This window comes from Deltaproteobacteria bacterium HGW-Deltaproteobacteria-6, from assembly GCA_002840435.1.
Lineage (GTDB): Bacteria > Desulfobacterota > Syntrophia > Syntrophales > Smithellaceae > UBA8904.
In genome coordinates, this window is the sequence record PHAT01000005.1 from 792,035 (window position 1) to 804,228 (window position 12,194).

Annotated in this window: 14 protein-coding genes; 7 read left to right on the plus strand and 7 right to left on the minus strand. The window is 51.2% G+C overall.

The window, feature by feature from the left end; translation table 11 throughout:
• Positions 1-20 precede the first annotated feature (20 nt).
• From cobS to CVU71_13890, 6 genes are all read left to right on the plus strand, one after another.
• Positions 21-749, plus strand: a complete 729-nt coding sequence (gene cobS, locus CVU71_13865) for an adenosylcobinamide-GDP ribazoletransferase (GenBank protein PKN18562.1) — start codon at positions 21-23, stop codon at positions 747-749.
• Complete coding sequence (locus CVU71_13870; GenBank protein PKN18563.1) at positions 746-1,534, plus strand: xylose isomerase; 789 nt, start codon at positions 746-748, stop codon at positions 1,532-1,534. The genes cobS and CVU71_13870 overlap by 4 nt, the downstream gene beginning before the upstream one ends.
• Complete coding sequence (locus CVU71_13875) at positions 1,534-2,085, plus strand: bifunctional adenosylcobinamide kinase/adenosylcobinamide-phosphate guanylyltransferase (protein ID PKN18564.1); 552 nt, start codon at positions 1,534-1,536, stop codon at positions 2,083-2,085. Before CVU71_13870 ends, CVU71_13875 begins: the two co-directional genes overlap by 1 nt.
• 121 nt (positions 2,086-2,206) lie before the next feature.
• Positions 2,207-3,139 (plus strand): malate dehydrogenase, encoded by a 933-nt coding sequence (gene mdh / locus CVU71_13880; protein ID PKN18565.1) that lies wholly within the window; start codon positions 2,207-2,209, stop codon positions 3,137-3,139.
• 53 nt (positions 3,140-3,192) lie between these two features.
• Positions 3,193-3,966 (plus strand): 4Fe-4S ferredoxin, encoded by a 774-nt coding sequence (locus CVU71_13885; GenBank protein ID PKN18566.1) that lies wholly within the window; start codon positions 3,193-3,195, stop codon positions 3,964-3,966.
• 61 nt (positions 3,967-4,027) lie between these two features.
• Positions 4,028-4,924, plus strand: coding sequence for a hypothetical protein (locus CVU71_13890; protein ID PKN18567.1), 897 nt, complete (start codon positions 4,028-4,030; stop codon positions 4,922-4,924).
• On the opposite strand, the gene CVU71_13895 is transcribed toward CVU71_13890, so the two are convergent.
• Positions 4,889-5,731 (minus strand): hypothetical protein, encoded by an 843-nt coding sequence (locus CVU71_13895; protein PKN18568.1) that lies wholly within the window; start codon positions 5,729-5,731, stop codon positions 4,889-4,891. The genes CVU71_13890 and CVU71_13895 overlap by 36 nt on opposite strands.
• A complete protein-coding gene (locus CVU71_13900; GenBank protein PKN18569.1) occupies positions 5,728-6,393 on the minus strand; it encodes a hypothetical protein in 666 nt (221 codons plus the stop codon). The genes CVU71_13895 and CVU71_13900 overlap by 4 nt, the downstream gene beginning before the upstream one ends.
• A gap of 122 nt (positions 6,394-6,515) precedes the next feature.
• On the opposite strand from CVU71_13900, the gene CVU71_13905 reads away from it, so the two are divergent.
• Positions 6,516-8,021 (plus strand): aromatic ring hydroxylase, encoded by a 1,506-nt coding sequence (locus CVU71_13905; protein PKN18570.1) that lies wholly within the window; start codon positions 6,516-6,518, stop codon positions 8,019-8,021.
• A gap of 6 nt (positions 8,022-8,027) precedes the next feature.
• Here CVU71_13905 and CVU71_13910 read toward each other — a convergent pair whose 3' ends face one another.
• The 5 genes from CVU71_13910 to CVU71_13930 all read right to left on the minus strand — a co-directional run bounded on the left by CVU71_13910 (position 8,028) and on the right by CVU71_13930 (position 11,784).
• Entirely contained in the window at positions 8,028-8,549 is a 522-nt protein-coding gene (locus CVU71_13910) for a GNAT family N-acetyltransferase (protein ID PKN18571.1), read from the minus strand.
• 139 nt (positions 8,550-8,688) lie between these two features.
• Positions 8,689-9,672 carry a hypothetical protein gene (locus tag CVU71_13915; protein ID PKN18572.1) on the minus strand — a complete coding sequence of 328 codons (984 nt, stop codon included), beginning with the start codon at positions 9,670-9,672 and terminating at the stop codon, positions 8,689-8,691.
• Between the two features lie 153 nt (positions 9,673-9,825).
• Positions 9,826-10,419, minus strand: a complete 594-nt coding sequence (locus tag CVU71_13920) for an NAD(P)H dehydrogenase (protein PKN18573.1) — start codon at positions 10,417-10,419, stop codon at positions 9,826-9,828.
• Entirely contained in the window at positions 10,416-11,321 is a 906-nt protein-coding gene (locus tag CVU71_13925) for a hypothetical protein (GenBank protein PKN18574.1), read from the minus strand. The genes CVU71_13920 and CVU71_13925 overlap by 4 nt, the downstream gene beginning before the upstream one ends.
• 115 nt (positions 11,322-11,436) lie before the next feature.
• A complete protein-coding gene (locus CVU71_13930) occupies positions 11,437-11,784 on the minus strand; it encodes a hypothetical protein (GenBank protein PKN18575.1) in 348 nt (115 codons plus the stop codon).
• Positions 11,785-12,194 lie beyond the last annotated feature (410 nt).

The window sequence follows — 12,194 nt, forward strand, 5'->3', positions numbered from 1 at the left end:
GTTCCAGAATAGAGGATGTTATGCGTAATCTGCGCACTGCTTTTGGATTATTGACCACGCTGCCTTTCGGCATGCCGGAAAGCTGGTTGCCCGGCGACAGCGGCCGCGCCGGGATCTGGTATCCGCTGGTGGGCGTTGTGGTCGGCGGGTTGACCTGGCTTTGCTGGATCGCGTTGAACCTGTATTTCCCGCCGCTGGTAGCTGGCGTGCTGACGGTAGTTACGTGGGTCAGTCTGACGGGAGGACTGCATCTCGATGGATTGGCGGATTGCTGTGACGGCTTGCTGTCGTCGAACACGTCTCTAAGACGGCTGGAAATCATGAAAGACCCGCATCTGGGCACTTTCGGCGGCATCGGCTTGCTGCTTTTGTTGTTCGCTAAAGTTACGGCGCTGAGTTTGCTTGCGCCTTCTGCGGGCTTCGGCATCATCCTCGCGGCAACCATCAGCCGCTGGTTGATCCTGCCCGCCTCGTTACTGCCGCTTGCCAACCCCGGTGGCATGGGCGCTGATTTTGCCGCAGGCTTCAGGCAGAGCGCCATTTTCATCACGGCGATTTTACCGCTGGGGCTTGCCCTTCTGCTGGGGATGGAGGGTTTATGGGCAGTGTTTGCCGCCCTTATTGCTGCAGCGGCAGTTCTTGGGCTGGCCTGTCAGCGTATTCACGGTGTGACCGGGGATGTGTTCGGCATGCTGGTTGAAGTAACCGAAACCGGTGTTTTGCTGAGCTTTACTTTTGGTGTGAAATGAATTCCTATCCTTTCCGCCTGGGCACAACGTCCTACATCATTCCGGCCGATATCCTGCCCAATGTTCGCTATCTGGCCGGGAAAGTGCGGGATGTCGAGCTGGTGCTTTTTGAAGTAGACGACGGTCCGAATAATCTTCCGGCAAGAGAGCAGATTGCCGAACTCAAAAGCATTGCCCGCGACCATGATCTGACTTATACCGTCCACCTGCCGCTGGATTTGCGTCTGGCCGACGACGGTTCTCCGCGCCACGCCTCGATCGAAAAAGCCCGCCGCGTCATCGACTGCACGCGAGAACTTGATCCCTGGGCTTACGTTTTGCACCTGGATGGCCGATCCGTGCGTCACAGCGCAGCACCTGAGCGCAGGTTTCGCTGGCAGCAGCAGGCCGCCCAATCGCTTGCAATTGTCGGAGAATGGGCAGGGGGCTTGCAAAAACTGGCCGTCGAAAACCTGGAAGGCTACCCGCCGGATTTCTACCAGCCGGTGCTGCAGCGGATTGCCGTCAGCCGCACGGTGGATGTGGGTCATCTCTGGCTCGATGGTTATGATCCAGTCGTATATTTACGCGAGGCCCTGCCGCGGACACGCGTCATTCACATCCACGGCATCGATGGATCCGATCACAAATCTCTGGCGCAAGTGCCTGCGGAATCGCTGCGGGCGGTGCTGGATGAACTTGTCCGTTTCGATTATCGCGGCGTATTGACGATAGAGGTATTCTCCGAGAATGATTTTATAACTTCGCTGGCGGCTGTCGAAGCCATGATGAAAGGTAAACAATGATGATTCCCGAAATTCCCGAAAATGGCCTGATACTCATTTTGGGCGGCGCCCGCAGTGGAAAAAGTTCCTTTGTCGAAAAAATTGCCCGTGACGCGGAAAAGGCCGTCCTTTTTATTGCTACGGCCACGGCGGGCGATGATGAAATGACCGTGCGCATCCGCAAGCATCAGGCCTCACGGCCGGCCGGGTGGCAAACACTCGAACTTCCGCGTGACATCGGGCGTAATATCGAACGGTTCATTGCCCCTGTTGTGATAGTCGATTGCATCACGCTGCTGGTCAGCAACATCCTCTGTTCGCTGCCGGAAAACACACAGGAGGAAACCATCATGCATCATGTACAGATTGAAATCGAAGACCTGATCGCTCTGCAGGCAAGATCCGGAGGGCAGTGGATGCTCGTTTCGAATGAAGTCGGTCTGGGTCTTGTCCCGCCTTATCCATTGGGACGCGTCTATCGCGACGCGCTGGGCTTTGCCAATCAAGCCCTGGCGCGTGCCGCAAGCCGTGTTATTCTGATGGTCGCCGGCCTCCCGATGGTGATCAAGTGATTCCACGGGAAATGGAATGTCTGCGGGAACGCAAAGTTTCATGCGGTTGATTTATCTTGTGTTTTATTATATTAAAAACCTCTGTTGCAATTAAATAATAAATATTGAGGGAATGGGTGCCATGAACCAGAAAGTTACAGTAGTGGGTGCAGGTAATGTCGGGGCAACGGCGGCGCAGAGGCTGTCGGAAAAAGAACTGGCCGATGTCGTTTTGATTGATATCCTGGAGGGCATGCCGCAGGGCAAATCCCTGGATTTAGCCGAGGCGGCGCCGATAGAGAAGCATGATGCCCATGTGACCGGCGCAAACACCTATGAGGCTTCGGCCGATTCCGACATCGTCATTATCACGGCGGGCATTCCCCGCAAGCCGGGCATGAGCCGCGATGACCTTCTGGCGACCAACCGGGGCATTATGAAAAATGTGGCGGGGCAGGTTGCCAGATATTCACCGGATGCCATTTTAATTATTGTCAGCAATCCCCTTGACGCCATGTGTCATGTGGCGATGGAGGAAAGCGGCTTCCCGAAGGAACGTGTCGTCGGCATGGCCGGTGTTTTGGATTCCGCAAGGTTTCGCACGTTTATTGCGATGGAGCTGGATGTTTCCGTGGAGAATATTCACTCGCTGGTGCTGGGCGGTCACGGTGATACGATGGTTCCGCTGCCGCGTTTTTCCACGGTGGCGGGGATCCCGATTACGGAGCTGATGACGCCCGAACGGATTGAAAATCTGGCCTTGCGGACACGCAACGGCGGCGCGGAAATCGTCGGGCTTTTGAAAACAGGCAGCGCTTACTACGCGCCGGCTTCGGCGGCGGTCGAGATGGCGGAATCCATTTTGAAAGACAAAAAGAAAATTCTTCCCTGTGCGGCTTATCTGGAAGGTGAATACGGCATTTCCGGCCTGTTTGTCGGCGTGCCGGTCAAACTGGGCAAACATGGCGTCGAACAGATTATTTCACTCCAGCTGACAGCGGAGGAGAAAAAAGCGCTGGACAAGTCCGCGGCCGCCGTGCAGGAACTGGTGGACGCGATGAAAAAAATGGGATGAGGCCAGGTCGTGTCCATAGGGGCGGCCTTATACTGAAAAGCGGGAGGACTGGCATGAAGCGTAAAATCATCAGAATCGATGAAGAAAAGTGCACCGGCTGCGGTTTGTGTGTGCCGGGCTGTCATGAAGAGGCGATAAAAATCATCGACGGCAAAGCCCGTCTGGTGAACGATGTTTTTTGCGACGGGCTGGGGGCCTGTCTCGGTGAATGCCCCGAAGGCGCTTTGACTCTCGAAGAGCGTGAAGCCGATCCTTTTGATGAAAAACTGGTTGCCGAAACCATTGCCGGCAAAAAACGCGATGGCGTTTTGCCGCATCATGGTCAATCACCTTCCAAAAATCTTAATGTCATGATTCCCGCAGGCGGCTGCCCCGGTTCGGCTCACGCCGTATTTGAACGAAAGGCGCCGGCCGCTTCCGGCCAGGCGCAGCCAGGCGATCAACCATCCGAACTGACCCACTGGCCGATTCAACTGCATCTGGTCAATCCTGCGGCCGATTTTTTTCGCGGTAAAGATGTGGTGCTGGCCGCGGACTGCGTGGCTTTTGCCGCGGGTGATTTTCATTCCCGTTTTCTGAAAGGCAAGACGCTGGCCATCGCCTGTCCCAAGCTTGATGAGGGGCAGGATGAGTATATTGAAAAAATCCGCCGGATGGCGGATGAGGCCAAAATCAATACACTGACGGTGGTTATTATGCAGGTGCCCTGCTGCCGGGGGCTGATGCAGATTGCCCAGGCCGCCCTGCAAAAGGCGACAAGAAAAGTGCCGTTGAAAGCGGTTGTCGTCAGCATCCAGGGCGACGTGCTTTCTGAAGAATGGCTCTAGACTGAAGGCTGATCGCCTTGACAGGGGGCGCGAGGCCGAAGGCGATAAGTGAGGTTATGCGATGCCTTTTTTTACAACGGATGACGGCGTCCGTCTGCATTATCAAATTCACGGCGCCGGAAAACCGGTTGTGCTGATTCATGGCCTTACGGCCAGTTCCCTTTTTTTCCGGAAACAGATTCCTGAACTGGCTAAACACTTTCAGGTTATTGCGCCCGACTTGCGCGGCCACGGGGAATCGGAAACCCGCAGCGACCATCTGACGCTTTCACGCCTGGCCGAAGATTTGAAACAGTTGCTGGCCCTGCTTAATATATCTCAGGTGTCCTTAATCGGCTGGTCCATGGGCGCTCATGTTATTTTCGAATATATTAAAAACTATTCCTGTGCGGCAATTGATAAAATCGTCATTATCGATATGACGCCCAAGCTGCTTGCGTCCGACGACTGGCATTACGGTCTGACCGGTGTTTTCAGCCGCAAGCCGGGGGACTTCGGCCATGAGGATAATCTTTATCTTCTATCCGCAATGCTCAATGACTGGGAGGCTTACAGCAAAGTGGTCGCCCAGCGGATTTTAAACAAGTCATTGTACAATGAAAAAATGGAATTCAATGCCGTCGCCGTTTTCAAAGGAAAAGAGGATCTTCCCTGGCTTTACGAGGAAGCGAAAAAGAACAAAGCCACCGTGATCGCGGCTTTTTGGATTGCCATGGCCATGCAGGATTACCGGCCGCTTTTAAAGAAGATCACCGCGCCTTGCCTTTTGACTTATGGAACGGAAAGTAATTATTATCCGCCTGAAAATTGCGACTACATGCAAAAGCAGATGCCTGATGCGAGAGTTGTCCCGTTTGAAGGATGCGGCCATGCCCTGCACATTCAGGATCCGGAATCGTTCAACAATGTGGTGATGGAATTTCTACTGCCGGGCTTTTCTGCGGGACAGCGCCAGTAAGACGCCACCCAGTCCGAAGGTAATGGCTAAAACTTTTATCACCATTCCGATATAGAAGGGTATCCAGCCCAGAAGCCACAGCAAGCTCAAGCCCACCAGCGTTTCTTTAATCAGTGATTTCTTATAACCGGGGAAAATCTTTGTGATGACAAAATTACCCAGGAGTGAACCAAACGCGATGAACCCGATAATGGCCGCCAACAGCAGAGCGGTAAACGCCAGCGGTATTAAAAAGATGCCGATGATGGATATGGCCAGCAGCATGAAGAAGGGCACGATCATCAGGGTTACCAGAAAACCCCACAGGAAGGATTTTAACATGTTGGTCTGAATCGCATTGCCAATGACGGCCAGAGACCTCGGGATCAGCAGGGTCATCATCAGGGCGATAATCAGGATAATGGCGAAAAAACACAGGGAAATGACGCTTAAAATTAACGCCCAGCCCTCCGATTCACCCCTCAGGGCCGAGGCGATGGATGAGGACAGTGTGGATGAATTTATTTCCGTAATATCGCCGAAAACCATGGAGCCGCTGCCCCGGGCCACGACACCGCCGATAACGATCACATTGCCCCGGACAACGGCTTTATTGGTCAAAACCACAGAGCCGGCAACAGCCAGAACCGTTTGCTCAACCAGCCCGTTTACCGTGATCTGCCCGCCAACAGAGACAACATTGTCCACCGTTTGTTCCTCTGTTATCGTGATATCGCGGCCGGCTTTGAAAATATTATTGGCTTCCGCGGGCGGCGATAGAAAAAGGGTCAGTGTGATGGCCATGATGGCGGTTAATTTCAATCTCATGGGTCAACCTTCGACGCCTTGTTCCGCGCCATGAATTTATGCCGGAGGTATGCGATAAAACCCGGCATGACGGAAATAATAATGATGGCCACAATCACAATTGTAAAATTTCTTTTAACGGCCGGGATGTTTCCGAAAAAATAGCCGCCCAGCAGAAAGATGTTAACCCAGGCGACTCCGCCGATGACATTGTATAAGATGAATTTCGGATAGGTCATTGCTCCGACACCCGCCACAAAAGGAGCAAAGGTGCGGATAAACGGCATGAACCTGGCGATGATGATCGTCTTTCCACCGTGTCTTTCATAAAATTCATGCGTTTTGATGAGATATTTTTTCTTGAAAAACCGGCTGTCTTCGTAATGGAATACCTTGGGCCCGATGTAGTTGCCGATCGCATAATTGACGGTGTCTCCGGCGATGGCGGCAATGCAAAGCAGAATCAACAGCGCTTCAATTTGCAGCGCCCCCAGTGCAGCCAGCGTGCCCAGGGCAAAAAGCAGGGAATCCCCCGGCAGAACCGGTGTGACCACAAGGCCGGTTTCGCAAAATATAACAAGAAACACGAGCACATAAGCCCATATGCCGAAACTGGAGATGATTAACGGCAGATACTTGTCCAGGTGAATAAAAAAATCTATGAAGTAGAGGATTATGTCCATAATTATGCTATGCTCAAGCCGGAAAGAAGATATTTTTAATTTGCGCGAAACACCCTATATAGGGTTAATAGGGGGAGTGTCAACATGAAAAAAATCGTCAATAAAAAAGGGAGGACGGCAGCATGAGATCAAAAAAAGATTATATCAACGGGCTTTCCACAATGAAGCGCAACCTTTATTATGACGGTCAGTTGATCGACCGCACCGATGAACTGCAGATGCGGTGTCTCAACACCATCGGCACCACCTACGACGAAGCGGAAAAACCGGAAAACCAGGATTTGATGACGGCCGTTTCGCATCTGACGGGGGAACGCATCAACCGTTTTACCCATATCCACCAAAACAAGGAAGACCTGCATCGCAAGCAGGATATGACGCGCATGCTCTGCCAGAAGGTCGGAGGCTGTATTCAGCGCTGCATGGGTATCGATGCCTCCAATGCGATCTATAATGTCTCGTATGAGGCGGACAAAATGAACAATGGCGCGACGCAATATCACGAAAACTTCAAAAAATGGCTGACCCGTTTCCAGCAGGAAGATCTGATTGCCTGCTGTGCGCAGACTGATGTCAAAGGCGACCGGATGCTGCGTCCGGCGGATCAGCCCAATCCCGGTTCTTATGTTTACATCAAAGAGCGGCTGAAGGACGGGATTGTTGTAGAAGGCTGTAAAGTCCATATCTCCGAAGCCTCCGTGGCGGACGAAGTTTTGGTTGTGCCGACCCGCGCGCTCCGGGCAGAAGATAAAAACTATGCGGTGGCTTTTGCCATTCCCGGTGACTGGGATGGTTTGAAACAGGTGCTGACCATCCATACCCTGCGGGAACGGGAACATTTCCAGCGCGGATTTATGGAGGGTTCAACGGATTCTTACATGATTTTTGAAAACTGCTTCATTCCCTGGGAGCGGGTTTTCCTGGCCGGCGAATGGCAGCAAGGCGGCATCAATGCATTGCTCTTCGCCTTGTTTCACCGCCATTCCTACTCGGGCTGCAAACCGGCCATCGGCGATATCATTCTGGGCATGGCGGCGCTTGCCGCGGAGGCGAATAACATCCAGAAAGCTGAACACGTGCGGGAAAAACTGGCGGAGATCATTATGGTGACGGAACTCGGCTATGCCGCGGGCTACACGGCATCCGATCTGGGCGGCCCGAAGGTTTTCATGCCCGGCAGGGGCTTTGTTCCCTACGGCCCGGGTTCATACATTCCGCATTCCATTTATTGCAACGTCGGCCGGTGCCTTTCCGGCGAAGCGGTCTGGCGCGAATCGGAAATCCTCTGCGACATATCCGGCGGTGTCACGGCCACCTTCCCGCATGAGAAGGATTTCCTCAATCCCGAAACCGGTCCCGAGCTTCTGAAATATACCAAACGCAGTCCCAAAATGTCGGCCGAGGATCAGGCCCAGTTCTGGAGATACCTGGGGGACAAGCTATGCTCGGCCACGGGCGGTGTCCGTAATATCGGCGCGTATCATGGCGGTGGTTCGCCCATCATGGAGCAGATTGCCATTACAACACAATACGATATTGCATCGCGTAAGAAACTGGTGAAATACATTGCCGGGATGAGCGGAGGAGACCGCGAAGCACTCAGTCAAAGCGTCATGAAAGCAAAGTAAACGGATTTACCCGGATGGGGCGGATCCATTACCTCGTCCGGGTAAAAAATAGTAAGACATAAAGGTAACCAGGAAAGCAAGCTGGGGGAATTTTTTGCTCTCCATATCTTCAAACCCCAGCTTTTCGTACCAGTCGTGCAATTCCTGATGCTCGGCAATAATGCCAATTTGCACGCGATGGGCATGAAGAAGCCGGGCATTGGTCAGGACATGCTTCACCAGCGCTTCGCCAAACCCTTTTCTACGCTCCTTGGGCAGTACGGCAAGGCGCTCCAGATAACAGACCTCATCATTTATTTTTTCCAGAGCGGCACAGCCGACCGGCTGGCCGTCGTTTTCCAGAATATAAAATGTAACGCCGCGATTGATTTCGCGGAGCAGCCATTCGGGGCGGCAATTGGAAGGATGAGTCGGGCTGTTTTGCGGCGTCAGTCCGAATCGTTCGGCTACATCCAGAAAAGAATCCTGGATGAGCAAAACGAGAAGATCGATGTCCGCTTTCGTACCGGTGCGAATAGGATATGCCATTGTTCAATCTCTCTTGCCGTGGATTGGGGAATGATCCTTTCGGGGTGATCATACCTTAATCATCAAACACCTCGATGTCTTCCGCTTTCGCCGGAGGTGTTTTTATAGGTTGCTCCGGAGGCCGGATTATCCCATCAGCCTATTTCGTCAGAGTAAAATCAAGGCCTCCAATCGGCACCCAGGATGATTCTTCCCATGAAGGTTTGTCGCGCTCCCGCAGCAGGAATTCCATGCGGTAACGTCCCGGTTTTCTGACATCAAAGGGAAAGAGAACGGTTCCCGGATTGTTGCAATATGAACTGGTTCGGTATTGCGGTTTCTGTCCGTCGCTTTCCCCGCCGGGATGCTTCAGAATATAGCCGAAAACATAAAGGGGCATGTTATTGCTGTTGACGTAAGTATTAACGGGGGGGCCCGTGAGGATTGCGCCGAACTTGCGCTTCATGCTCCAGGCATCCTGGGCTTCTTTGACGGAAAAAGTGTCGCGGACATCAAGCGCTTTAATCTCCTTGTCATAGGTATTCGGGCCTGTGGGAATTTCTTCAAAGACACCGATGCCCCAGTTTTGCAGACGCCACTGCTTGTATTGAAAAGAAGGAACGGGGAAGGGATTGCCGCTTTTCCCCGGCGCGCTGACTTGCGGTGACGATGGCTGTTGCTTTCCATCTGTGAAAGCAATGGCATGCTCATTGACGGAAACTTCTTTTTTGGAATTCCTGTCCACAACCGCCGTTCTGACTTTCCATATGCCGAAGGACGGGGATAATTTGTTGGGACTATAATTGTAGAAGAAAATCGGGAAGGTCAGCTTCTCAGCGGCATACCCTTCCGTGTCGAATCCGTAAGTCACATTCCAGACCTCCGAGCCGTCCGGACGGAAAATTTGTGCTTTAAAGTAATAATCATAGATGCTCTGTTTTTGTATGCGAATCCAGAATGTCACCTTTTGATCAGCCCCGTAGGTATTCCGGTCAAATGCCCAGACGGTTTGGTTGGGATCCATGCCGGAATCGAGCATGACCGGTTGGGCAAAGGCCGCCGGTACCGCCGTTAAAAAACAAGAGAAAAACAACAAAAGGATTGCCGTCTGTTTGAAAAGTTTTCCGGGAAAGTTACTGTTCATCTTCCAACCCCCATTATTGCTATATTGCGCCTTTGATGATGCTTGCAGGTTATCTCCTGCACGTCATTAATTCTAACATATCGTCCCGGTGCACGCAAATACTTCCAGGGAATGTTTATCAGGCTGCAAAGGAGTTGATAGGTTTAGCGGGGGTTACTTGGGAAAAAGTTTCTCAATATCCTTTTTGACATCATTCAACCAGATTTTGCGCCGGGCTTCCGAGCTGGTCGCCATGACATTGAACATCCGGCGGTGAAAGCCGGCAACGCCGCAAAGGCCGAAAATACAGTTTTTCCAGATCGTCTCCAGCGGATCGCCGAAAACGTTTTTCTCTCTTGCCGATTCCGTATTGGATGTGTTGAAAACCAGTGCCGCTTTGGCCTTAAGCAAACCGTGGGGGATTCCTTCTCCCGAGTCACCTTCCAGAAACTCATAAGCAACACCGGGACGGATCACGCGATCCACCCAGCCCTTGAGAATGGCCGGAGGCTGTCCCCACCAGTTGGGGTGCACAATGATAATGCCGTCCGCCATGGCAATTTCCTGACAGTGCTCACGGATAATTTCGGGTAAAGAGGAATCTTTTACTATTTCTTCCTGGCCCAGCAGCGGATCGAAGTTTTCCTGACAGAGATCGTGAAAGAAAACAGCATGGCCGTTTGTCTGTAACGTCTCAACTGCCGTTTGTGCAATGGCGTGATTGAAACTGGCGGGATCGGGATGCGCGAGAATTACTGAGATCTTCACGATGAATGGTCTCCAATCAACAAGGGTGAATGAGTGTAATGCAGCGACTGGTTTTTTTCAATCTTCTTTTGACTGACATTGGCATAGCAGTAGCGGCAGCCATGCCGGCATGTATTATATTCGCCGATATCCACACTGGCAACACACCCGCAAAGGTCCCGCTGGTATTTATCTTTGGTTATGTTCAAATTTGTTCCGGTCAATTCTGCAACCAGCCGATCATCGATGCATCTGCCATGTTCGATATTCAGATCCGCAAGATTGATTTTCTCTGCGCATGTCGCCATGCTTATGTTGTAGCTTCCTGCAATCCGCATTAACTGTTCTGCCAACGTGCGCATTTCGGATTCATCGGGCGGTCGCACTGAATGATCCGCCATTCTGCCCTGAATGTGACGATACATATCAAGGAAACTGATCATGCACTTTTCAGTATGTCCCGACAGTTGTCTTGCCAGATCATGAAAACATTCAATGTGATAGTCAATGTTTATGCTTGCCGACCATAAAATCGGATCATAGCGCCAGATGATTCGTTTCTTCCCTATTCTATCGGATAGTCTGATAAACGTATCAGTGATTTCACCCTTCGGCGGCAGATGCGGTTCAATATCTTTTCCGTAGGGTGTCAGCGTAAACTGAAAATAGTAGCTGTATTTTTTGAGAAATTGCAGCTGATCCAGCATTGGTGCCGGGTCTTTTGTCCAGAAGACAATGCAGTCAACATCCGGAGGGGCAAGCGATACATTCCGGATCTGCCGGGGGTTCATCGGATTGCGCACCAGAACATATCCTTCGCGCAGCCGGTTAAAAAACCAGTCGCCGTAAAAAGCGGGAATATCCGTCCGTCTGCTGCAACTGATGATCATATAAATTTCAACTATAATCCGGGTGTCCACCATAACTGATCATTATGATCAGAAAGAATGCTCGCGATGGACTTCTTTCGTCTCCCATCCAAAAGCATCACCGAATGATGCTCTTGCTTGGGATAGTACGCGGCCAATCAGGGCAGTGTTATGGACCGATTGCCGTTTTATCTTCACAGTATGATTTGTAAAGGTTTCTATATTTCATGCATCCGATGCGACATCCGCTGGCATACATGTTTTGTACATCCTGACTGTGACCATAACAACACTCGGAATAAGCATTCGCACACTGGTTCTGACACTCTATCATGACTGAATTAAAAGATTTAGAGCACCAGTTTACAGCTTCGGCATCTTTGGGTAGAGAAAAAGTCACGATGGCTGGAGCCGTTCCGTCTTTTTGAGTAACACTGACGTGCAGTCCAATCACCATAAAAAGAGCAATTCCTGCAAATACGATAGCTATTAACATAACCAAGCCTTTTCTTGTCATCGAACGCCTCCTGACATATTTTGTGTACCGAAAGATGTACCTGTTAAAGATATAATTAACTTTATCATCAACTTCGGCTGAATTCCAGCATGATCATGTAACCGCCTGATTAACCGGGTTTACTATACTATTCTTTGTTGAAAATGGCAGACTGAGGGATCACGTTGATGAACGATTGAAATCTCGTATGGTTGATGAAATATGATTTTTGTTTGTTGCCGGAAGAAATACTTTATTGTAAAAACCCTGAATACACACTTCCTGAAGTATATGCGCTGCGTCGGTTGTCATAAAATACGCATGGCCGCAGAACATGCCAACAAATTCGACAGCCGAAATGGAAGACGGCGGAAAACATTGGCTCCCTATACCTAAAGGGCACACATCGAGTCGGGAATAACAAAAGGAAT

Bases quoted from the DNA above. Each gene is read 5' to 3' on its own strand.
- CVU71_13910 (PKN18571.1), bottom strand. From the start codon at position 8,549: ATGGCATATCCTATTCGCACCGGTACGAAAGCGGACATCGATCTTCTC.
- cobS (PKN18562.1), top strand. From the start codon at position 21: ATGCGTAATCTGCGCACTGCTTTTGGATTATTGACCACGCTGCCTTTC.
- CVU71_13900 (PKN18569.1), bottom strand. From the start codon at position 6,393: ATGGACATAATCCTCTACTTCATAGATTTTTTTATTCACCTGGACAAG.
- CVU71_13870 (PKN18563.1), top strand. From the start codon at position 746: ATGAATTCCTATCCTTTCCGCCTGGGCACAACGTCCTACATCATTCCG.
- CVU71_13925 (PKN18574.1), bottom strand. From the start codon at position 11,321: ATGGTGGACACCCGGATTATAGTTGAAATTTATATGATCATCAGTTGC.
- CVU71_13930 (PKN18575.1), bottom strand. From the start codon at position 11,784: ATGACAAGAAAAGGCTTGGTTATGTTAATAGCTATCGTATTTGCAGGA.
- CVU71_13885 (PKN18566.1), top strand. From the start codon at position 3,193: ATGAAGCGTAAAATCATCAGAATCGATGAAGAAAAGTGCACCGGCTGC.
- CVU71_13875 (PKN18564.1), top strand. From the start codon at position 1,534: ATGATTCCCGAAATTCCCGAAAATGGCCTGATACTCATTTTGGGCGGC.
- mdh (PKN18565.1), top strand. From the start codon at position 2,207: ATGAACCAGAAAGTTACAGTAGTGGGTGCAGGTAATGTCGGGGCAACG.
- CVU71_13895 (PKN18568.1), bottom strand. From the start codon at position 5,731: ATGAGATTGAAATTAACCGCCATCATGGCCATCACACTGACCCTTTTT.
- CVU71_13890 (PKN18567.1), top strand. From the start codon at position 4,028: ATGCCTTTTTTTACAACGGATGACGGCGTCCGTCTGCATTATCAAATT.
- CVU71_13915 (PKN18572.1), bottom strand. From the start codon at position 9,672: ATGAACAGTAACTTTCCCGGAAAACTTTTCAAACAGACGGCAATCCTT.
- CVU71_13905 (PKN18570.1), top strand. From the start codon at position 6,516: ATGAGATCAAAAAAAGATTATATCAACGGGCTTTCCACAATGAAGCGC.